18 protein-coding genes are annotated in these 20,641 nt (G+C 56.9%); 10 read left to right on the forward strand and 8 right to left on the reverse strand.

The window, feature by feature from the left end; genetic code table 11:
• Positions 1-6: 6 nt before the first annotated feature.
• Positions 7-2,481: a translation initiation factor IF-2 gene (gene infB, locus I9187_RS17185; RefSeq protein ID WP_171181173.1), complete on the forward strand. Its 2,475-nt coding sequence runs from the start codon at positions 7-9 to the stop codon at positions 2,479-2,481.
• A gap of 277 nt (positions 2,482-2,758) precedes the next feature.
• Here the strand turns inward: infB and I9187_RS17190 are convergent, their stop codons facing one another.
• On the reverse strand, positions 2,759-3,658 hold the full coding sequence (locus tag I9187_RS17190) for a LysR substrate-binding domain-containing protein (RefSeq protein ID WP_171181175.1): 900 nt from the start codon (positions 3,656-3,658) through the stop codon (positions 2,759-2,761).
• Positions 3,659-3,776: 118 nt separating this feature from the next.
• Between I9187_RS17190 and I9187_RS17195 the strand changes: the two genes are divergently transcribed.
• The 3 genes from I9187_RS17195 to I9187_RS17205 all read left to right on the forward strand — a co-directional run bounded on the left by I9187_RS17195 (position 3,777) and on the right by I9187_RS17205 (position 6,409).
• On the forward strand, positions 3,777-4,394 hold the full coding sequence (locus I9187_RS17195) for a pyridoxamine 5'-phosphate oxidase family protein (RefSeq protein ID WP_171181179.1): 618 nt from the start codon (positions 3,777-3,779) through the stop codon (positions 4,392-4,394).
• A 67-nt stretch (positions 4,395-4,461) separates the two neighbouring features.
• A complete protein-coding gene (locus I9187_RS17200) occupies positions 4,462-5,442 on the forward strand; it encodes an alpha/beta hydrolase (protein WP_171181181.1) in 981 nt (326 codons plus the stop codon).
• 55 nt (positions 5,443-5,497) lie between these two features.
• Positions 5,498-6,409 (forward strand): PhzF family phenazine biosynthesis protein, encoded by a 912-nt coding sequence (locus I9187_RS17205; protein WP_209509757.1) that lies wholly within the window; start codon positions 5,498-5,500, stop codon positions 6,407-6,409.
• A gap of 291 nt (positions 6,410-6,700) precedes the next feature.
• On the opposite strand, the gene I9187_RS17210 is transcribed toward I9187_RS17205, so the two are convergent.
• From I9187_RS17210 to I9187_RS17230, 5 genes are all read right to left on the reverse strand, one after another.
• Positions 6,701-7,528 carry an alpha/beta hydrolase gene (locus I9187_RS17210; protein ID WP_171181185.1) on the reverse strand — a complete coding sequence of 276 codons (828 nt, stop codon included), beginning with the start codon at positions 7,526-7,528 and terminating at the stop codon, positions 6,701-6,703.
• Positions 7,529-7,531: 3 nt separating this feature from the next.
• On the reverse strand, positions 7,532-8,413 hold the full coding sequence (locus tag I9187_RS17215) for a tryptophan 2,3-dioxygenase family protein (protein WP_171181187.1): 882 nt from the start codon (positions 8,411-8,413) through the stop codon (positions 7,532-7,534).
• Between the two features lie 63 nt (positions 8,414-8,476).
• Positions 8,477-9,505, reverse strand: coding sequence for an L-threonine 3-dehydrogenase (tdh, locus tag I9187_RS17220; protein WP_171181246.1), 1,029 nt, complete (start codon positions 9,503-9,505; stop codon positions 8,477-8,479).
• A 14-nt stretch (positions 9,506-9,519) separates the two neighbouring features.
• The gene (locus I9187_RS17225) at positions 9,520-10,704 is read right to left on the reverse strand and encodes a glycine C-acetyltransferase (protein ID WP_171238834.1); all 1,185 of its coding nucleotides are present in this window, start codon (positions 10,702-10,704) and stop codon (positions 9,520-9,522) included.
• Between the two features lie 110 nt (positions 10,705-10,814).
• Positions 10,815-11,378, reverse strand: a complete 564-nt coding sequence (locus I9187_RS17230; RefSeq protein WP_171181191.1) for an XRE family transcriptional regulator — start codon at positions 11,376-11,378, stop codon at positions 10,815-10,817.
• Positions 11,379-11,491: 113 nt separating this feature from the next.
• Between I9187_RS17230 and I9187_RS17235 the strand changes: the two genes are divergently transcribed.
• Complete coding sequence (locus tag I9187_RS17235; protein WP_209509758.1) at positions 11,492-12,667, forward strand: acetyl-CoA C-acyltransferase family protein; 1,176 nt, start codon at positions 11,492-11,494, stop codon at positions 12,665-12,667.
• Between the two features lie 97 nt (positions 12,668-12,764).
• Here the strand turns inward: I9187_RS17235 and ubiB are convergent, their stop codons facing one another.
• On the reverse strand, positions 12,765-14,294 hold the full coding sequence (gene ubiB / locus I9187_RS17240) for a 2-polyprenylphenol 6-hydroxylase (RefSeq protein WP_171181197.1): 1,530 nt from the start codon (positions 14,292-14,294) through the stop codon (positions 12,765-12,767).
• Complete coding sequence (ubiE, locus tag I9187_RS17245) at positions 14,294-15,046, reverse strand: bifunctional demethylmenaquinone methyltransferase/2-methoxy-6-polyprenyl-1,4-benzoquinol methylase UbiE (protein WP_171181199.1); 753 nt, start codon at positions 15,044-15,046, stop codon at positions 14,294-14,296. Before ubiE ends, ubiB begins: the two co-directional genes overlap by 1 nt.
• An 86-nt stretch (positions 15,047-15,132) precedes the next feature.
• Between ubiE and mutM the strand changes: the two genes are divergently transcribed.
• The 5 genes from mutM (at position 15,133) to dnaN (ending at position 20,608) form a co-directional block, all read left to right on the forward strand.
• On the forward strand, positions 15,133-15,984 hold the full coding sequence (mutM, locus tag I9187_RS17250) for a bifunctional DNA-formamidopyrimidine glycosylase/DNA-(apurinic or apyrimidinic site) lyase (RefSeq protein ID WP_171181201.1): 852 nt from the start codon (positions 15,133-15,135) through the stop codon (positions 15,982-15,984).
• Positions 15,985-16,050: 66 nt separating this feature from the next.
• Positions 16,051-16,827 carry an enoyl-CoA hydratase gene (locus tag I9187_RS17255; protein WP_171181203.1) on the forward strand — a complete coding sequence of 259 codons (777 nt, stop codon included), beginning with the start codon at positions 16,051-16,053 and terminating at the stop codon, positions 16,825-16,827.
• 228 nt (positions 16,828-17,055) lie between these two features.
• Complete coding sequence (gene rpsT / locus I9187_RS17260) at positions 17,056-17,319, forward strand: 30S ribosomal protein S20 (RefSeq protein ID WP_039541017.1); 264 nt, start codon at positions 17,056-17,058, stop codon at positions 17,317-17,319.
• 556 nt (positions 17,320-17,875) lie between these two features.
• Positions 17,876-19,261, forward strand: coding sequence for a chromosomal replication initiator protein DnaA (gene dnaA, locus I9187_RS17265; protein WP_171181206.1), 1,386 nt, complete (start codon positions 17,876-17,878; stop codon positions 19,259-19,261).
• Between the two features lie 225 nt (positions 19,262-19,486).
• Positions 19,487-20,608 carry a DNA polymerase III subunit beta gene (gene dnaN, locus I9187_RS17270; protein ID WP_171181209.1) on the forward strand — a complete coding sequence of 374 codons (1,122 nt, stop codon included), beginning with the start codon at positions 19,487-19,489 and terminating at the stop codon, positions 20,606-20,608.
• Positions 20,609-20,641 lie beyond the last annotated feature (33 nt).

Raw genomic sequence — 20,641 nt, forward strand, 5'->3', positions numbered from 1 at the left:
AGCTTTATGAGCGATAATGACGGCAAAAAGACATTGGGTCTTCGTGGCGGGGCACGCCCCGGAAATGTGAAACAGAGTTTCAGCCACGGACGCACCAAGAATGTCGTGGTGGAAACCAAACGCAAGCGCGTGGTGGTCCCCAAGCCGGGCGCGGCAAAGCCAAGTGGCGGTGCTGCACCTTCGGGTGATCCGTCGCGTCGCCCGGCGGGTATATCCGACGCGGAAATGGCGCGCCGCATGAAGGCGCTGCAAGCAGCCAAGGCGCGCGAGGCTGAAGAGGCCGCCGCCCGTGAGGCCGCTGAAAAGGCGCGCGAAGAAGAGCGCGCCCGCCGCCGTGCGGAACAGGAAGCCAAGGAGCGCGAACAGCGCGAAGCCGAAGAGCGTGCACGCCAGAAGGCGGAAGAAGAAGAGCGCAAGCGCAAAGAGGCGGAAGAAGCTGCCAAACGTGCTGCTGCAGCGCCCGCGCCGGAAGAGCCGAAAGCGGCACGCGCTCCGACCAGCAAACCTGCGCCTGCTGCGACTCCGCGTAAACAGGATCGTGAACGCGAGCAGCGCGGTCGCGGCAAAGGTCGTGAAGATAATCGCCGTTCTGGCAAGCTGACACTGGGTCAGGCCACTGGTGGCGAAGGCAACCGCCAACGCTCGATGGCTGCGATGAAACGCAAGCAAGAGCGTGCGCGTCAGAAAGCCATGGGCGGCACGGTTGAGCGGGAAAAGGTGATCCGTGACGTGCAGCTGCCCGAGGCCATCATGGTCTCGGAACTGGCCAACCGTATGGCCGAACGTGTGGCTGACGTTGTCAAATCGCTGATGCAGATGGGCATGATGGTCACACAGAACCAGACCATCGACGCTGACACGGCTGAACTGATCATCGAAGAATTTGGCCACAAGGTCACGCGTGTTTCTGACTCGGATGTTGAAGACGTCATCAAAGAGGTCGAAGACAGCGATGAAGATCTGAAGCCGCGCCCGCCGGTCATCACCATCATGGGTCACGTTGACCACGGTAAAACCTCGCTGTTGGATGCAATCCGCGATGCGCGTGTTGTGGCGGGCGAGGCCGGTGGCATTACCCAGCATATCGGCGCCTATCAGGTGAAAACCGAGGGCGGCACCACGCTGACCTTCCTGGATACACCGGGCCACGCAGCGTTTACGTCGATGCGTTCGCGCGGTGCTCAGGTCACGGATATCGTGGTTCTGGTTGTTGCGGCTGACGACGCAGTGATGCCGCAGACGATCGAGGCGATCAACCACGCCAAAGCGGCAGAAGTGCCCATGATCGTGGCGATCAACAAGGTCGACAAGCCGGACGCAAACCCGGACAAGGTGCGCACCGATCTGCTGCAACACGAAGTGATCGTCGAGAAAATGTCGGGTGAGGTTCAGGACGTCGAAGTGTCCGCGATCACCGGTCAGGGTCTGGACGAGCTGCTGGAAGCCATTGCGCTGCAAGCCGAAATTCTGGAACTGAAAGCCAACCCCGACCGCGCCGCCCAAGGTGCTGTGATCGAGGCGCAGCTGGATGTTGGTCGTGGTCCTGTGGCCACCGTTCTGGTTCAGAACGGCACGTTGCGCCAGGGCGACATCTTCGTTGTGGGTGAGCAATACGGTAAGGTCCGCGCGCTGATCAACGACAAGGGTGACCGCGTCAAAGAAGCTGGCCCATCGGTTCCTGTCGAGGTTCTGGGCTTGAACGGCACGCCCGAAGCCGGTGACGTTTTGAACGTGACCGAGACCGAAGCACAAGCCCGCGAAATCGCCGCTTATCGCGAACAAGCTGCCAAGGACAAACGCGCCGCCGCTGGTGCCGCAACGACCCTTGAACAGCTGATGCAAAAGGCGAAAGAAGACGAGAACGTGGCCGAGCTGCCGATCCTCGTCAAAGCTGACGTGCAGGGGTCTGCCGAAGCTATCGTTCAGGCGATGGAAAAAATCGGCAACGACGAAGTGCGCGTGCGCGTGCTGCATTCGGGCGTGGGCGCGATCACCGAGACCGACGTCGGCCTGGCCGAAGCATCAGGCGCGCCAGTCATGGGCTTCAACGTTCGTGCCAACGCATCGGCCCGGAACACCGCGAACCAGAAGGGTGTTGAGATCCGCTATTACTCGGTGATCTATGACCTTGTGGACGACGTGAAAGCAGCTGCATCCGGCCTGCTGAGCGCCGAGATCCGCGAGAAGTTCATCGGCTATGCCGAGATCCGCGAAGTCTTCAAGGTCACCGGCGTCGGCAAAGTTGCCGGCTGTCTGGTCACCGAAGGTGTTGCCCGTCGTTCGGCAGGTGTCCGCCTGCTGCGCGACAACGTGGTGATCCACGAGGGCACGCTGAAGACGCTCAAACGCTTCAAGGACGAAGTGGCCGAGGTTCAGTCGGGTCAGGAATGCGGTATGGCGTTCGAGAACTACGACGATATTCGCCAAGGAGACGTTATCGAAATCTTCGAGCGCGAAGAGGTCACCCGGACACTGGATTGATCCGGTTCAAAACGAAATTAGAGAAAGCGGCCCCCTTGGGCCGCTTTTTTGTTGGTTCTTGTTGGGTTTCAACATCTGCCGCGTGGGCAAAACCAATCTTGGATTCCGCACCTTTTCTGACGCAGCATCCTGACGCATTCGCGGCAACTGCATTTCCTCTCAACACTGCGTTGGATGGTGCCTTTGTTCCAAATGTATGGACATCTTCGGGTGCAGCAGCGGCTGAATAGTACGAGTTCGCCTTTTAGTTGGTCGCGCTCTCAAACCGGGATCCCGTTTAGCCAAGTAGGGGGTTGGACTTGAGGCACTCGGCGGCAAAATCCACAAAGGCGCGCACTTTCGCAGACACGGTTCGGCCCTCTTGATGCACAAGATGGATGGGAACCTCGGGCGGTTCATAAGGCTTTAAAACAGTCTTGAGTCGCCCATCTGCTATGTAGGGTGCCACCTGATAAGACAGAAGCCGCCCGATGCCATGGCCTCGCAAGGCCAACTCGATCACAGCATCATTTGTATTCATGCTGATGCGCGGGCTCACGCGTTTGACAGTTGTCTTTCTGCCCGTTTGAAAATGCCATTGGGCCGATGGATTGAGCGCAGTTGAGTTGATTATGGCACGATTGGATAAGTCTTCGGGTGTTTCCGGTTCGCCGTGTTGGTCAAGATATGCCGGCGACGCAAATAGTACCTGCCTCACTGCGCCGCATTTGACAGCCATGAGGCTTGAATCCGCCATGTTGCCGATCCTGATGCCGACGTCGAGGCCCTCATCAATCAGATTGACCACGCGGTCAACATAGAGGGTACGTGCCGAGAGCTTTGGGTACAGATCCAGAAATTCGCCCAAAAGCGGAGTAATGAACATACGACCAAACAAGACCGATGCAGTGACACTTAATTCCCCGGTGGGTTCGGAATAGGAACCGATTGCAGCGCGCTCGGCCTCTTCAAGATCAGCCAGAATACGTTTGGCATCCTCAAAAAACCTTTGCCCACTATCAGTCAGCATAACTGAGCGCGTTGTGCGCACAAAAAGACGTAGCCCGAGGCTTTCCTCAAGCATGGAAACCATTCGGGTCACTGTTGGCGGCGACATTCTGAGGTGACGGGCCGCAGCGGCAAAGCCTTTCAGCTCGGCCACTTTGACAAAGACGTTTAGCGCGTGAAATCTGTCCAAAATATTATTCCATATTTTGGAATAATATATTGCCAATTATCCTAATTCCGCAACACAGAAGCTCTGATTAACTTCACCTCAGTCCCAGGGCATAGCCCAGATCAAGGTGGAGAATACGATGGTACGACCCTTTGCAGAGATCAGTTTCACGCCCTCCGTACGCGAAACGCAGGCCAAGAATGGGTCAGCGACCGGTTACGCGAAGTTTCTGGCAGGTGCCCGTCAGGAGGACCTGATCAGCCCGGTTGAGGCCAGCTTCATCGCGCAAAGGGACGGCTTCTATCAAGCTACGGTCTCGGAAACCGGCTGGCCTTACGTACAATTCCGCGGTGGACCAGTTGGTTTTTTGAAGGTGTTGGATGAACGGACACTTGCCTACGCCGATTTTCGGGGCAACCGGCAGTATCTCAGTACAGGCAACCTGCTGATCAATGACCGCATCTCGCTGATCCTAATGGATTACCCCAATCAGAGACGTCTCAAGATCTGGGGTCGGGCGATGCTCATTGATGCCGAGACTGATCCGGCCCTGATGCGGCGCCTGAGTGCGCCAGGCTATCGCGCTCATCCTGAGCGGGCGATTGTGATCAAGCTTGAGGCGATGGACTGGAACTGCCCGCAGCACATCCCCCAACGCATGACCCTTGAAGAATTTGAAGATTATCTGGCCCCGTTTCGCACTGAACTGGCAGCGCTGAAAGCGCGAAACGCAAGGCTCGAAGAGGCGCTCGGCTAGCAAAACTGACCGGTGTCAAACCCCGCGCGTTAAGACGCGCGCCCTAGAATGACGAAAGGAAATACCCATGCCGCGCAATCTGAAATCCATCCTGAGCGCCAGTATTCTTGCGCTTTCTATTGTTGGGCCATTGGCACCAGCCCCTGCAATCGCCGCAGAGACCCAAGTTGAAGCTACTCAGGCCATCAGTTTCCGTACGGAACAAATCGGCGACATCAATATCGCCTATCGTGAGGCCGGAGATCCGAACAGGCCCACTGTCCTGCTGCTTCATGGGTTTCCGACCTCTTCACACATGTTCCGAAACCTTATTCCTGAACTGGCCAAGCGCTACCACGTGATTGCGCCCGATTTTCCAGGATTCGGGGCATCGGATATGCCGATGGCCGAAGACTTCGAGTATTCCTTCGCGAATATATCGAAAATGATGACGTCGCTGCTCGACCGAAAGGGCGTAGATCACTACGCGGTCTATCTGATGGATTACGGCGCTCCGGTTGGTTTTCGTATGTTTGCGGAACGGCCCGAACGAGTCACGGGCTTCATCATTCAAAACGGGAATGCCTATGAGGAAGGGCTGCGCGAATTCTGGGATCCAATCAAAGCCTATTGGGCCGAGCCATCGCAAGAGAATGGCGATCAGCTTCGTGGATTCCTCACTCTGGATGCTACCAAATGGCAATTCACCCACGGTGTCCAGAAACCGGAACTGATTAACCCGGACAATTTCTGGCACGTCCAATACTTGCTCGACCGCGAAGGCAATCAGGAGGTACAACTTGAACTTTTCCTGGATTACGGCACCAACGTTGCCGAATACCCAAAATGGCAGGCGCTGTTTCGCAAGCATCAGCCACCGGCGCTGCTGATGTGGGGCAAGAATGATCACATCTTCCCTGCCGAAGGTGCCTTTCCCTATCAACGTGATCTGAAGGATCTTGAGTTTCACCTGCTCGATACTGGACACTTCGCGCTGGAAGAGTATGGACCCGAGATTGCCACGCAGATGACTGCCTTTCTGAATCGTATCACCAACGCCAGCAACTGACGTAGAAATGGCCGCACCATGCTCAAGGGTGCGGCCTTATGCATGGAGACGAACAATGAACACGCAGGCAAATACAGCCAGACAGGCAACGGTTGAAGTCGTACACGGCTTTGTCGACGGTGGCACCGGAGGAAATCCCGCAGGTGTCATTTTGGACGCTGATGAATTGAGTGAGCAAGACATGCAGGACATTGCAGCAAGGGTTGGATTGTCCGAAACGGCCTTTGTCTCTCGGTCCGAGACCGAAGGCTTCAAGCTGGATTTCTTCACACCGAACCGACGCATCGCTCATTGCGGTCACGCGACAATCGCAGCCTTTTCGCACCTTGATGCGTTAGGTCGGATCCCCAACCCCGATACTTCCAAGGAGACGGTTGATGGGCCGAGGCGCATCCTCATGAAAGAAGGTGCCGCCTACATGGAGCAATTGGCCCCACGCTATTCAGGAGTTGAAGAGTGGGCCAAAAAGGGCGTGAAAATCGATGATGTTCTGAACTCACTCGGGATCGACAATTCTCAAATTGATCGGAGGTTCCCACCGCTTCTGGTCAATACCGGTAATAGCTTCATCGTTGTCGGTCTTTCAAATGCCAGGGTTCTTGCCAATGTCAAACCAGATTATGCCAAAATCACTCAAATCAGTGAGCAGCTGGATTTGATCGGCTACTACGTCTTCACAAACGATCCCTTAGCGACAAGTCGAGATGCCACGACTCGCATGTTCGCGCCCAGATACGCGATTGAAGAGGAAGCAGCGACCGGGATGGCCGCGGGGCCGCTGGCATGTGTATTGCACGATTTTGGCGATTCATCTCAGCGTTCATTCCAGATCGAGCAAGGAGTGTTTATGAACCCTGCAAGCCCGAGCCTAATTAAAGTTGAATTGGAGGTTGAGGATGGCGCAATCTCGGGCCTCATGGCGGGTGGCTACGGCAAGGTCGCGCGCTCGCTTCAAATTGCTTTCTAGCGACAAAAAAGCTGATCACGTGTGACGTTCGTTGGGGCCAATTCCGCGTAGGACGAGTTTACGAAATGAGTTCATCCCATTGGCGTATGGACTGCTTTTCCATCGCAATGCGACACGAGTATTTGCGTTTCGGAACAACAATTCGTGCTGCTCGCGGGGGCAGCACGAAATTTCAATGGCCGGGTTGCGCTTGGGGCTGGCATTTGCAGTTCCGGTACAAACCTCGGTTCGTGTTTGATTATTTGGCTCTCGGCGAAGGGGACAAATCTTTTGGGCGCCCGATGTCCTTGACTAACGCGACACCGATAAAAACGTCCCCGGATGCATGATGATGTCAAAATGGTGCATCCCACGTTTCAGATCGAAACTGACGGAATGCCCGGCTTTGCGCAGCTGTTCGGCATAGTCCCGGCTCTGGCGGATGAACTCGGGCGTATCGCGTTCGGCCACGGTCACGTGATAGCGCGGGCCGGGGCGGGGCAGGTGGCGGGTGGGGGACAGGTCGTTCACCTCAACCGGGGTCAATTGCAGGGGGTCGTTGATCGGCGTCAGGCTGATCGGTTCAAGATCATAAATTCCGCTGATCAGGATCACGTCGCGCACACGCAGCCCCGCGCGCGCCAGTTTGTTGGCTGAGCTTGCCATTACCATGCTGACCAACTGAGCCCCGGCGCTGTGCCCGGACAAGGTGATCCGCGACGGGTCAAAACCCAGATCAGATGCGTTGGTTGCTAGCCAGAGCAAAGCGTCGCGACATTCTTCGACCATCTCTCCGATCCGTGCATTCGGGGCGAGTGTGTAGTTCAGCGTCGCAAACGACTGTTCAGCCTCGATCAGGGCAGGTGCCATCATCGCCGAATCGCGCTGGCTGAGGGCTTGCCAATAGCCCCCATGAATAAAGACATGCAGCGGAGCACCAGCACCTTTTGCGGGAAAGAAATCCAGAACCTGAGCGGTTCCATCACCGTAAGAGATGTTCCCGATCACCTCCATCTGCGCGCGATGCTGTGCACTGAGCGCGGCGTAGCTGTCCAGATAGGGTGTGAGGTCTCCACCGATCATTGACGAGGGCGAATACTCCTGATCCAACTCGGCCTGTGTGAACCCCCGGTACAGCATTGCTCACTCCTGATCCGCATACATCAATTCGGTGCGTAGGTCGTAGAGATCATGGAAAAAGCGTAAATCCAAGGCCTTGCGCAAAAACGACACGCCACTGGAGCCGCCGGTGCCGGGTTGGTTGCCGATCACTCTTTCCACCGCTGTGACGTGATCGAAACGCCAGCGCTGGAATAGGGATTCCACGTCCATCAGCTTTTCCGCCAGTGCATAAAGATCCCAATACTGCGACCTATCCCGAAACACCTGCAGCCAGATTTTGACCACGCGCGGATCACCGGAATAGGGCTGTGCAAAGTCGCGGTCTAACAGGTCCTTTGGTACGTCAAAGCCCTGGCGGGACAGCATGAACAACACCTCGTCGTACAGAGATGGTTTGGTCAGCGCATGATTCAGCATCGCCATAACTTCGGGGTCATGCTGATGCACTTTTAGGGTCGCGGGGTCCTTGTTGCCCAGTATGAACTCGATCTGCCGGTACCCATAGCTTTGAAACCCTGAAGAGTTGCCCAGAGCCTGCCGAAACGTCATGTAATCGGCGGGCGTCATGGTCAGCAGGGTTTCCCACGCCGCGATCAACTGTCGCTGGATCGCCTTGACCCTGTCGAGGTTCTTCATCGCCGGGCCGAACTCGTCCTGTTGCAGGAAATGACGTACTTCCACCAGTTGGTGGTGCATCAGTTTCAACCACAACTCGCTGACCTGATGGATGATGATGAACAGCATCTCATCTGGTTGCGCAGGGTCCTGAAAGGTCTTTTGCAGGTTCAGCAGTGTCTTGAGCTGCAGGAAATCGCCATAGCTTTTGCGATGGGTCTGCGCGAAATCGGTGACCAGAGTGTCTTCGATCCCGCGTTCAAGAAATCGATCATCCTTATCGCTCATGTGCTTCTCCCTGCGCCGGCGTCCCCCCATGTGTAGGGGGTGAATCGGCGCAGGGCCAGAGTGTCAGGTCCAGTCGAGGACCACCTTTCCTGACCTACCCGATTTCATCGCGGCAAAACCCTCGGTAAACTCGTCGACTTTCATCTGGTGTGTGATCACGCGAGAAATATCCAGCCCGTTTTGCAGCATGGCAATCATCTTGTACCAGGTCTCGAACATCTCGCGCCCATACACGCCCTTGATGGTGATGGCCTTGAACACGATACGCGACCAATCGACCGGTGATTTCCCGGGCGGAATGCCCAGCAAGGCGATCTTTCCACCCATCACAAGAGCTTCGACCATTTGGTCAAGCGCGGCTTGAGACCCGGACATTTCAAGACCGACGTCGAAGCCTTCTTTCATTCCCAATTCGGTAATGACGTCTTGCAGGTCTTCTTTGGACACGTCGACGGTGCGGACAGTTGGCACCACATGTTCAGCCAGCTTCAGGCGATCTGGATTGATATCGGTAATCACAACATTCCGCGCACTGGCATGGCGCGCAACTGCGGCGGCCATGATTCCGATCGGGCCTGCGCCAGTGATCAGAACATCTTCGCCCAGCAGATCGAAGCTCAGCGCTGTATGAACAGCGTTGCCGAGGGGGTCGAGAATGGCTCCGATCTCATCCGGTATATCGTCGGGCAGTGGCACGACATTAAAAGCCGGCAATTTCAGGTACTGCGCAAAGGCCCCTTGCTCATTCACACCGATCCCGCGAGTGCCGGGGTCGAGGTGGAACTTGCCCGCGCGGCTCTGGCGGCTGTCGGTGGTGATCAGATGCCCCTCTCCGGAACACCGCTGACCGATCTCAAGCCCCGTCACGTTGCGCCCGATCTCGACGATCTCACCGGCGAATTCGTGGCCGGTGATCATCGGAACCGGCACAGTGGCAGAGGCCCATTCATCCCAGTTCCAGATATGAATATCGGTCCCGCAGATGCCGGTTTTGTTGATTTTGATCAGCACCTCTTCCGGCCCGATCTCGGGCACCGGGGCCTGCACCATCCACAGGCCCTCTTCGGGTTTGGATTTTTCCAGTGCCTTCATGGTGTTGGGGCGCATTAGATCACCCCCAGTTCTTTGCCAACCTTGCCAAAGGCGGTCAGCGCGCGATCCAATTCATCCTTGGTTAGAGCCGCATTCATTTGCGTTCTGATCCGCGCTTGTCCGCGTGGAACAACCGGGAAGAAGAAACCCGAGACATAGACGCCCTCATCAAACAGCTTTGTCGCCATGTCCTGCGCCAGCGTCGCTTCGCCCAACATCACCGGGATGATCGGGTGTTCGCCGGGCAGTAGATCAAAGCCCAGATTTTCCAGCCCCGCGCGCCAGTATTTGGCGTTGCCAAACAGCTGGGCACGCAGCATGTCGCCTTCTTCTACAAGACGGATCGCCTCAAGCCCTGCGGCGACGATGGAAGGCGGCAGCGAATTTGAGAACAGATAGGGCCGCGCCCGCTGCCGCAGCAGGTCGATCACTGGCTGCGGCCCGGCGATGTAACCGCCGATTGCCCCCCCAAGTGCCTTGCCCAAAGTTCCTGTTAGAATGTCGACATCAACACCGAAGTGGTCCGGCGTACCCGCACCGTTCGGCCCCATGAAGCCGGTGGCGTGGCAATCATCAACCATGACAATGGCGTCATACTTGTCCGCCAGTTCGCGAATCTTCGGCAGGTTAGCCAGATAGCCATCCATCGAGAACACGCCATCCGTTGCGATCATGATATGCCGTGCCCCGTCCTCGCGTGCCTGTTTCAGCCAGGCTTCGAGGTCGTTCATGTCATTGTTCAAATAGCGATAGCGCTTTGCCTTGCACAACCGCACTCCGTCTATGATCGAGGCGTGATTCAAACTGTCTGAGATAATCGCGTCCTCGGGGCCGAGCAGCGGTTCGAACAAACCGCCGTTGGCATCAAAACAGGCAGCAAACAGGATCGCGTCGTCCTTGTTCAGGAAAGTCGCCAGCTTCTGTTCCAATTCACGATGAATATCCTGCGTCCCGCAGATGAACCGGACCGATGCCATGCCGAATCCTTTGGGCTCCATCACGCCCTTGGCGGCGTCGATCAACGCCGGATGATCGGCCAGACCCAGATAGTTATTGGCGCACAGGTTGATGACCTGTTTGCCGCCCACCGTAATCTCACCGCCCTGAGGCGAAGTGATCATTCGTTCGCGCTTGTACAAACCTTCGGATTCGATCTGCGCGAGTGTGTCCGTGATGTGGGACAGGAATGCATCTGCCATGGCGACCTCCGTTCAACTGAGTCGCACATCTAACATAGCGGATGAATTTCCCAAATAGGGGAAATTCAATATGAAGGAAAAATTTCCGTGAAGGCGGAATTTTGCCGGATTCAGGCGTTTTTCACGATCAAAAAGACTCGTGCGGGCCCTTTGGCAACAATGGAATGCGCGATGTCTGCAGCGTAACGCGCGGTGTCTCCTTGGTTCAGGTCCGACATGGCGCTGCCGGACGTGACCCTGACCCTGCCTTCCAGCACCGTCAGCTGCTCGTGCGCTCCGCGGGCGTGGGGTTGGCTGTTCAAAGCTCCGCCTTCACCAAACTCAATTTCATAGACCTCGTGACCTCCGGCTTCTTCCGGCGGGGAAAGGATGCGAATACGGCAGTTTTGCCCCATATTGTCGATACTGGGGACCTCAGAGCTTCGCAGAACCTCGATCTGGTCACTGGCTTGTGCGCCTTCCAACAGACCTGCAAAATCCACCTGCAAAGCGCGGGTCAGGTTCCAAAGGGTCGAGATCGTAGGGCTGCTTTCGCCGCGCTCGATCTGGCTGACCATGGACCGGGAAACGCCGCTGAGTTTGGCAACCGCCTCAAGCGACAGTCCTTTTGCCCGGCGTGCCTCTTTCAGGCGTGCAGGCAGGAGGTTCAGGATATCGTCTGTGTTTTCCGTCATGACGGAATCCATGCGTGTTGCGCAACGTAATGTCAATTCCGGGCGTGACAGTGAGTCTAATTTGAAGATCATGCTGCAAGTGCATAATGCGCGCGGGTTTTGGAGGAGAAAATATGACTGACGTAGTGATTCTGGATGGTGCGCGTACCGCCATCGGCACATTTGGTGGCGCTTTGGCCTCGATGGCTCCGATTGATCTGGCAACTGTTGCCACCGAAGCAGCCCTTGAACGTTCGGGTGTTGAAGGCGCGCAGATCGGCAGCGTTGTCTTTGGTCATGTCATCAACACCGAACCACGCGACATGTATTTATCACGCGTGGCTGCGATGCAGGCGGGTATCCCCAACGGTACGCCGGCCATGAATGTGAACCGTCTGTGCGGGTCCGGGGCTCAGGCCATTGTATCCGCCGTGCAGTCCCTGATGCTTGGCGATGCGGAATTTGCTGTGGCGGGCGGTGCCGAGAGCATGTCGCGCAGCCCTTACATCGTGCCTCAGGCGCGGTGGGGCGCTAAGATGGGTGATGTTACCTCGCTCGATATGATGCTGGGCGCACTGAATTGCCCGTTTGGCACAGGGCATATGGGTGTCACGGCCGAAAACGTGGCCGACGAACATCAGATCAGCCGTGAGCAGATGGACGAGTTTGCCATGACCAGCCAGACCCGTGCGGCTGCTGCGATTGAGGGGGGATTTTTCGAAAGCCAGATCGCTCCGGTGCAGGTCAAGGTCAAACGCGACATGGTCGATTTCCAGGTCGATGAACACCCCAAAGCGACTACAGCCGAGGCGCTGGCCGGGTTGAGGCCAGTGTTCAAGAAAGACGGGCGCGTCACGGCCGGGAATGCCTCGGGCATCAATGACGGCGCGGCTGCGATGGTTCTGGCAACGGCGGACGCGGCAGAAAAAGCCGGTTTGAAACCGAAAGCACGCGTGATCGGCTATGCCCATGCCGGTGTGCGACCCGAAGTTATGGGTATTGGCCCGGTCCCGGCGGTGCAAAACCTGTTCAAGAATACCGGTTTGTCGGCAGGTGATTTCGATGTGATCGAAAGCAACGAAGCTTTTGCCGCACAGGCACTGGCCGTCAATCAGGAGCTGGGTCTGGATGCGGCCAAGGTAAACCCCAACGGCGGTGCCATTGCGCTGGGCCATCCGGTTGGCGCGACCGGCGCGATCATCACCCTCAAGGCGCTGTACGAGTTGGAGCGTACGGGTGGGTCAAAAGCGTTGATCACCATGTGCATTGGCGGTGGTCAGGGGATTGCCCTTGCCATCGAGCGGCTCTGAACGACAACGGAGCAGGGGGGCTGTCTGCCCCCCATTGCGCTTTTGGCGCAATTCCCCCCGAAGGTATTTTTAGCCAGATGAAGCAGGCGGGTTTGAATTAGCCCAGCACCACGGCAATCAGCGTTGCGGCTATTCCAAAGAGCGCACCTATCGTGGCAGGTAGGGCATATGCACCAAAGCCGTTACTCTTTTTGTCGTCTTTTTGGGTTTGCGCGATCAGTGCGTTTTCAACAAGCGCTGGCAGGCGCGGGCCGAAACGGGCGAGCACCATTGCGGTTTTCCCAAAATCCCTCAGAGCGGCGCGAGGGCCGATAGATCGCTTGATGTAGTCTTCGACTACAGGGCGGGCGACCTCCCAGATGTTCATGTGGTCGTCGAGTGAGCGCGCGACACCTTCGACCACCACCATGGTGCGTTGCAGCAGGATCAGCTCGGTTCTTGTTTCCATGCCAAAGCGCTCGGTCACCTCGAATAGGTAATTCAGCAGGCGGCCCATCGAGATATGTGAAGCATCCATGCCGAAGATGGGTTCGCCAACTGCACGCAGGGCGCGGGCGAATTCATCTACGTCCTGGTTTGCGGGGACATATCCTGCTTCGAAATGTACCTCGGCCACGCGTTTATAATCGCGGCGGATGAAACCAAAGAGGATCTCGGCATAAACCCGGCGCGTGTATTCGTCGATATGGCCCATGATGCCATAGTCATAGGCGATGATATCGCCATTGGCGGCAACCTTCAGGTTACCCTGGTGCATGTCGGCATGGAAATACCCGTCGCGCAGGGCGTGCAGCAGGAACAGGCGCAGGACGCGTTCGGCCAGATCGCGGCGGTTGTGGCCTGCGGCGTCGAGGGCTGCGTTGTCGCCCAGCGGGATACCGTCGGCCCAGCTCAGTGTCATCACGCGACGCGCAGACAGCGACCAGACCACGGGCGGCAGCCAGAACCCGGCATCATCCTTGGTGTTGGCGGCGTATTCCGATGCAGCAGAGCTTTCCAGCCGCAGATCGAGTTCGCCACGGACAACGCCATCGAAATGTTCGATCACTTCCATCGGACGCAAACGGCGCGCGCCGGGGGCGAAAAGCTGCACGATACGGGCCGCGAAATAGAAAGCGTCTACATCCTTGCGGAACGCGCGTTCGATGCCGGGTCGCAGGACTTTTACGGCAACATCCTCGCCCGTGCTGACCAGTTTGGCTTTATGGACCTGCGCGATTGATGCGGCGGCGATTGGTTCGCTGAAATCGCTGAACATCTCGGCAACAGGCTGCCCAAGTTCTTTTTCGACCTCGGCCATGGCCTCAGACTTAGAAAACGGGGGTAGTTTGTCCTGAAGAACGCGCAGCTGTTCGGCCAGTTCATTGCCGACGACATCGGGGCGGGTGGACAGCACCTGACCAAACTTGATGTAGGCCGGACCAAGCGCTGTCAGAGCACGGGTGGCAGGCGGCATGTCAGGATCGCCTTTGTAGCCCAGCCACTGGAACGGCTTGCCCAACGCGTGGGCGATAAACCGCAGCGACCGGGGGGCCTCAAAAGCGTCCAGAACCACGTTCATGGCACCGGTGCGCTCTAAAGTGGCGCCTGTGCGGATCAGGCGGATAATATTGTGAGGACCGCGCATCAGATTTTCCAGCCGGAATGCAGCGCGGCGATGCCCATGCTCAGGTTTCGGTACTTGGCGTTCTCGAAGCCAGCAGCGCGGACCATGCCCAGAAAGGTTTCTTGATCGGGGAATTTACGGATAGATTCCACAAGGTACTGATAACTGTCATAGTCATTGGCGATCAGCTTACCCATGCGTGGGATGACGTTGAAGCTGTAGAGATCGTAAAGCTTTTGCAGCCCGTCATTGGGCAACTGGCTGAATTCCAGCACCATCAGGCGACCGCCGGGTTTCAGTACGCGGAACGCTTCGTTCAGGGCCTCTTGCGGGCGGGTGACGTTCCGGATGCCGAAAGAGATCGTGTAAACATCAAAGGTGTTGTCTTCAAACGGCAGGGCCATCGCATCCCCGACCACCCAATTCAGGCTGTCCGACATCTGGTCGGCTTCGGCGCGTTGGCGGCCTTCGACCAGCATAGGTTCGGTCAGGTCCAGAACAGTGGCGTGGCCGTGGCCTGCGCGTTTGAGGAAGCGGAAAGAGATGTCCCCTGTTCCGCCCGCCACATCCAGCAGCCGTTGGCCAGGGCGTGGGGCCAGCCAATCCATCATCGCGTCTTTCCAGACTCGGTGGATGCCCATCGACATGACATCGTTCATCACGTCATATTTCGAGGCCACCGAGTTGAATACGCCCTGCACGCGCCCGGCCTTGTCAGCCTCGCGCACGGTTTCAAACCCGAAATGAGTGGTCTTGTCGCTGTTGTCGGACATTTGCCTTGCCGTTCGTCGAATTTCGCCTCTGTTATAGGGCCATAAGAGGCGCGCACAATGCGGCCCTTTGAATTAGGAGCCGTGTAATGCCCGAATTGCCCGAGGTCGAGACAGTAAGACGCGGCCTGAGCCCTGCGATGGAAGGCGTGGTGATTGAACAGGCAGACGTAAATCGCCCTGATCTGCGCTGGCCCTTCCCCGAGCGTATGGCCGAACGGCTTACGGGTCAGCGGGTGGATCGTTTGCGGCGGCGCTCGAAATATATTCTGGCCGATCTCAGCAGTGGAGAAACGCTGCTGATTCATCTGGGCATGTCGGGCCGCATGACAGTATCAGGTGATCCTTTGGGGCGGTTTGTACATGAGCACCCGATGCCTGAGAAGCATGACCATGTCGTCTTTCACATGGCCAACGGTGCCCGCGTGACCTTCAATGACCCACGTCGGTTTGGCGCCATGGACCTGATGCCGACAGCAACGGCGGATGACCACAAGTTGCTGTCGGTTCTGGGGCCAGAGCCCTTGGGCAATGACTTCCACGAAGAGCACCTGATCGAGGCCTTCAAAGGCAAGAACACCCCGGTCAAATCCGCGCTCTTGAATCAGGGAATCGTTGCCGGATTGGGCAATATCTATGTCTGCGAGGCGCTTTATCGCGGCAAGGTGTCGCCACGTCGCAAAGCCGGGCAGATTTCTGCATCCCGTGTTGCCGCATTGGTTCCGATCATCCGGCAAGTGTTGCAGGACGCCATAGAAGCAGGCGGCTCTTCCTTGCGAGATTTCCGCCAAGCTGATGGAGAACTTGGATATTTTCAGCACAGCTTTGACGTCTATGGGCGCGAGGGAGAGCCTTGCCGGACAGAGGGCTGTGGCGCGACAATCAAGAGAATCACACAGTCCGGTCGCTCATCCTTCTATTGTGTGCAATGCCAAAGATAACTTGATCCAACGAAATCGCGTGATAAGGAATCGTATCTGAACGGAACAACCGGAAGCTTTCACCTCATGGCTTTTGAGACGATCATCGTCGAAATCGAAGACCACGTCGCTCTTATCAAACTCAACCGACCGGATGCGTTGAATGCGCTCAATACCCAGTTGCTGGGTGAGTTGTGTGCCGCGCTGGAAGATGCAGACAGCAACGACAAGGTGCGATGCATTGTGATTACCGGATCGGACAAGGCCTTTGCCGCCGGTGCGGACATCAAGGAAATGTCCGAGATGAGCTTTGTGGACGTCTACAACGTGAACCTGTTTGCCGATGCCAACGACCGGGTTTCGGCGATCCGCAAGCCTATCATCGCCGCTGTTGCGGGCTATGCGTTGGGCGGCGGATGCGAGCTGGCGATGCTGTGCGATTTCATCATCGCCGCAGACACTGCCAAGTTCGGACAGCCCGAGATCAATTTGGGTGTCATCGCGGGGCTCGGTGGAAGTCAGCGCTTGACGCGGTTCGTCGGCAAATCGAAATCGATGGATATGAACCTGACGGGCCGGTTCATGGATGCAGAAGAGGCCGAGCGCGCAGGTTTGGTAAGCCGAGTTGTGCCCGCCAAGAAGTTGATCGAAGAGGCAACTGGAGCGGCTCAAAAGATTGCTGAGAAGTCGCAGATTACCGCCATCGCAGCCAAAGAAGCCGTCAATCGCAGTTATGAACTTCCGCTAAGTGAAGGCATGTTGTTCGAGCGTCGCGTCTTCCATTCGATGTTTGCGACTGAAGACCAGAAAGAAGGCATGGCGGCGTTTCTGGAAAAGCGCGCGGCGCAATTCCGCGACAAGTAAGGCGTAGCTAGCCAAGGTTCGGGGGCGGGCTTTTGCCCGCCTTTTTTTGTCCGGTTCGCAAGCGCAGAGAATCGGCTTGGCAAACCCGAAAAACTTGGATACATACCGCCGCCATACATGCGCGTGCGGCCCGCTTGGCCCGACTCACACTCGTGATTTCTGATCCGGTGCGGATATGTCCGTGGCGCGCAACCCAAGATAACCGTACCGAACGAAGGTCAGAAACACATGGCAAATTCGCCCCAGGCAAAGAAACGCGCACGTCAGAACGAAAAGCGTTTCGCAGTCAACAAAGCGCGTCGTTCGCGCATCCGTACTTACCTGCGCAAAGTCGAAGAAGCGATTGCTTCTGGCGACAAGGACGCGGCAACCGCTGCTCTGCGTGCCGCTCAGCCTGAACTGATGCGCGGTGTTACCAAAGGTGTGTTCCACAAAAACACCGCAGCCCGCAAGATGTCGCGCCTGTCGGCCCGCGTCAAAGCACTGGGCTAAGTCCACTGATTGACCAATGGTCATGTCAGCAAGGCTGATCTAAATACAAGGCGTCGCGTGAAGCGGCGCCTTTTTTCGTGTTGCCGGAAAACCGCGCCTTCACAAAACTGAGAGATTCTTTCGGCCAAAGAACCGAGTCAATAACAGAGTTTCGTTGCCGCGCCCCGCAAGGAGTTGTTACCACTGTAATCAGCGATTCACTCGCTTGGGGGGACAGGCTGTTTCTTCGGTCGAACTGACGGGCATCAGGACGATCCGGAGAAGTTGTCGACGACTGGCTGATGTCAGGCTGCCGATTTGTCGAGAAATCCGGGACAAGCCCGGTGTGCTCGGCCCTGTCTAAAAAATTGAGAGTGCGACGTGCAACCCGGTTTTCCGGACGCTCAACTATTGCCGGGCGTTTAGCGGGGACATGTGTGCATTTGAAAGACATCCCGCCAAACCGGGTTGGTTTTGGCGCTTGGATACCTGTGTGCGAGTGAACGCTTAACCGGGCGACCGGGTTTGTATGAATAAGGCCGACAGGCCAATAAGAATGGGATGCGTGAGGCGCTGAATGACACAAGAGAAATGGGGACTACTGCGTAACAAATTGCTGAAGGCCGTCGGTCGGAACAACTACACCACCTGGATCGAGCCTTTGGAATTTAAGGAGCTGCAGAATGGTGTGGCGGTTTTTTCCGTGCCGACCAATTTTATGGGCAACTATGTCAGTCAAAATTTTGCAGACCTCATTTTGTATGAACTGAACACGGCAGGTGAAACCGTGCAGCGGCTGGATTTCCGGGTTGCCGCCAATTCGCCCGCACGTCCGAAACCAAACTTGCAAGCGGCCCCGGACGCGCCTGCAGATCCTGTTGTCGCGCCCGTGGCTGAGGTTGCCTCGGATGCGCTCGAGTCCTTGCAGGCCGCGCCTTTGGATTCCCGCTTTACCTTTGACAGCTTTGTTGTGGGCAAGCCCAACGAACTGGCGCATGCCGCCGCCCGCCGTGTCTCGGAAGGCGGACCTGTCACCTTCAACCCGCTGGTTTTGTATGGTGGTGTGGGTTTAGGTAAAACCCACCTGATGCACGCCATCGCGTGGGAGCTGAAGACAAAACATCCTGAGCTTAACGTGCTTTACCTTTCGGCCGAGCAATTCATGTATCGCTTTGTTCAGGCGCTGCGTGAACGCCGGATGATGGATTTCAAACACTTGTTCCGCTCGGTCGATGTGTTGATGGTGGATGACGTGCAATTCATCGCGGGCAAGGATTCGACGCAGGAAGAGTTCTTTCACACCTTCAATGCGCTTGTGGATCAGAACAAGCAGATCATCATTTCGGCCGACCGCGCCCCGGGTGAGATCAAGGATCTGGAAGACCGTGTGAAATCGCGCCTGCAATGCGGTCTGGTCGTCGACCTGCATCCAACTGACTACGAACTGCGCCTGGGCATCCTGCAGAACAAGGTGCAGCAGTACAGCAGCACCTATCCCGATCTATCGATTGCCGATGGTGTTCTGGAGTTTCTGGCGCATCGCATCTCGACCAATGTCCGCGTTCTGGAAGGTGCTCTGACCCGTCTGTTCGCCTTCGCATCGCTGGTGGGCCGCGAAATCGATATGGAGCTGACACAGGACTGTCTGGCTGACGTGCTGCGTGCCTCAGAACGAAAGATCAGCGTTGAGGAGATCCAGCGGAAAGTGTCCGAATATTACAATATTCGCCTTTCCGACATAATCGGGCCCAAGCGCCTGCGGTCTTATGCGCGTCCGCGCCAGGTGGCGATGTATCTGTGCAAGCAGCTCACCAGCCGCTCGTTGCCCGAGATTGGCCGCCGTTTTGGCGGGCGAGACCACACAACGGTCATGCACGGCGTGAAACGTATTGAAGAGCTGAAACTGACCGACGGTCAGATCGCCGAAGATGTAGAAATGCTGCGGCGGTCGCTGGAAGCCTGATCTGAGCATTTCATGAAGAAAACGCCCCGGTGCTTTGCGTCCGGGGCGTTTTCTTGTGCGCATTAATCCACGGTTGGACCAGAACTGAGGCTAGTTTGGCACGATGCCCTTGACGCTAAGGGCTTTCCAACCCAGAAATCCGTAAAAAATCCTTGTGCCTCAGGGTGGAACCGCTAACGTGCCAGTCCCGCCCATGTCGGTACGCAAGTCAGAGGAACTGAGGGTATGAAGATCAGCATTGAACGCGGCACCCTTCTCAAGGCCGTTTCGCAGGCTCAATCCGTTGTGGAACGGCGCAATACCATTCCCATACTTGCCAACGTGCTGATTGAGGCGGAGGGCGATCAGGCCCAGTTCCGCGCCACCGATCTGGATATCGAAGTGCTCGATAAAGCGCCCGCGCAGGTCGAGAAAGCCGGTGCGACCACTGTTGCGGCGACCACCCTGCATGAGATCGTGCGGAAACTGCCGGATGGGGCGCTGGTGACTCTGACCGCAGACAGTGCTGCAGGTCGGTTGACCGTCGAGGCAGGCCGGTCAAATTTCTCGTTGGCGACGCTGCCGAAAGAAGATTTTCCGGTCATGGCGTCCTCGGAATATCAATCGAATTTCACCGCGTCAGCGGCGCTGCTGCGTCGGCTGTTCGACAAATCGAAATTCGCCATCTCGACGGAAGAGACCCGGTACTACCTGAACGGTGTCTACATGCATGTGGCTGATGGCTCTGACGGCGGCAAAGTTCTGCGTTGTGTGGCCACCGACGGTCACCGTCTGGCGCGTATCGATGCAGATCTGCCGGATGGGGCCGCAGACATGGCGGGAGTGATCGTGCCACGCAAAACCGTGGGCGAGCTGCGCAAGCTGCTGGACGATGATGAAATGGATATCGCCGTTTCGGTCAGCGAAACCAAAGTACGTTTTGCCACGCCGGATATAACTCTGACCTCGAAGGTCATCGATGGCACATTCCCCGATTACACACGCGTCATCCCGCAAGGGAACACGCGCAAGCTTGAGGTCGATGCGGCCGAGTTTGCGCAGGCTGTAGACCGGGTGGCGACAGTGTCGTCCGAACGGTCGCGTGCGGTAAAGCTGCAACTGGACGGCGACAAGCTGGTCCTTTCGGTTAATGCACCAGACAGTGGCGCTGCTGAAGAAGAACTGGCCGTCGCCTATGGGGATGAACGGTTGGAGATCGGGTTTAACGCCAAGTATTTGCTAGAGATTGCGTCTCAGGTCGATCGTGAGAATGCAGTGTTCCTGTTTAACTCTGCGGGTGATCCGACCCTGATGCGCGAAGGCAATGACCAGAGCGCGGTTTACGTTGTCATGCCGATGCGCGTCTGATCGCGCTGGCGCGCGATGCCTTCGGCGACCGTA

The sequence above is a fragment of the Ruegeria sp. HKCCE4148 genome (assembly GCF_017872495.1).
Lineage (GTDB): Bacteria > Pseudomonadota > Alphaproteobacteria > Rhodobacterales > Rhodobacteraceae > Ruegeria.

Bases quoted from the DNA above. Each gene is read 5' to 3' on its own strand.
- I9187_RS17225 (WP_171238834.1), bottom strand. From the start codon at position 10,704: ATGGCAGATGCATTCCTGTCCCACATCACGGACACACTCGCGCAGATC.
- I9187_RS17195 (WP_171181179.1), top strand. From the start codon at position 3,777: ATGGTACGACCCTTTGCAGAGATCAGTTTCACGCCCTCCGTACGCGAA.
- mutM (WP_171181201.1), top strand. From the start codon at position 15,133: ATGCCCGAATTGCCCGAGGTCGAGACAGTAAGACGCGGCCTGAGCCCT.
- infB (WP_171181173.1), top strand. From the start codon at position 7: ATGAGCGATAATGACGGCAAAAAGACATTGGGTCTTCGTGGCGGGGCA.
- I9187_RS17205 (WP_209509757.1), top strand. From the start codon at position 5,498: ATGAACACGCAGGCAAATACAGCCAGACAGGCAACGGTTGAAGTCGTA.
- rpsT (WP_039541017.1), top strand. From the start codon at position 17,056: ATGGCAAATTCGCCCCAGGCAAAGAAACGCGCACGTCAGAACGAAAAG.
- ubiE (WP_171181199.1), bottom strand. From the start codon at position 15,046: ATGTCCGACAACAGCGACAAGACCACTCATTTCGGGTTTGAAACCGTG.
- I9187_RS17230 (WP_171181191.1), bottom strand. From the start codon at position 11,378: ATGACGGAAAACACAGACGATATCCTGAACCTCCTGCCTGCACGCCTG.
- I9187_RS17255 (WP_171181203.1), top strand. From the start codon at position 16,051: ATGGCTTTTGAGACGATCATCGTCGAAATCGAAGACCACGTCGCTCTT.
- I9187_RS17200 (WP_171181181.1), top strand. From the start codon at position 4,462: ATGCCGCGCAATCTGAAATCCATCCTGAGCGCCAGTATTCTTGCGCTT.
- I9187_RS17210 (WP_171181185.1), bottom strand. From the start codon at position 7,528: ATGCTGTACCGGGGGTTCACACAGGCCGAGTTGGATCAGGAGTATTCG.
- tdh (WP_171181246.1), bottom strand. From the start codon at position 9,505: ATGAAGGCACTGGAAAAATCCAAACCCGAAGAGGGCCTGTGGATGGTG.
- dnaA (WP_171181206.1), top strand. From the start codon at position 17,876: ATGACACAAGAGAAATGGGGACTACTGCGTAACAAATTGCTGAAGGCC.
- I9187_RS17235 (WP_209509758.1), top strand. From the start codon at position 11,492: ATGACTGACGTAGTGATTCTGGATGGTGCGCGTACCGCCATCGGCACA.
- I9187_RS17215 (WP_171181187.1), bottom strand. From the start codon at position 8,413: ATGAGCGATAAGGATGATCGATTTCTTGAACGCGGGATCGAAGACACT.
- ubiB (WP_171181197.1), bottom strand. From the start codon at position 14,294: ATGCGCGGTCCTCACAATATTATCCGCCTGATCCGCACAGGCGCCACT.
- dnaN (WP_171181209.1), top strand. From the start codon at position 19,487: ATGAAGATCAGCATTGAACGCGGCACCCTTCTCAAGGCCGTTTCGCAG.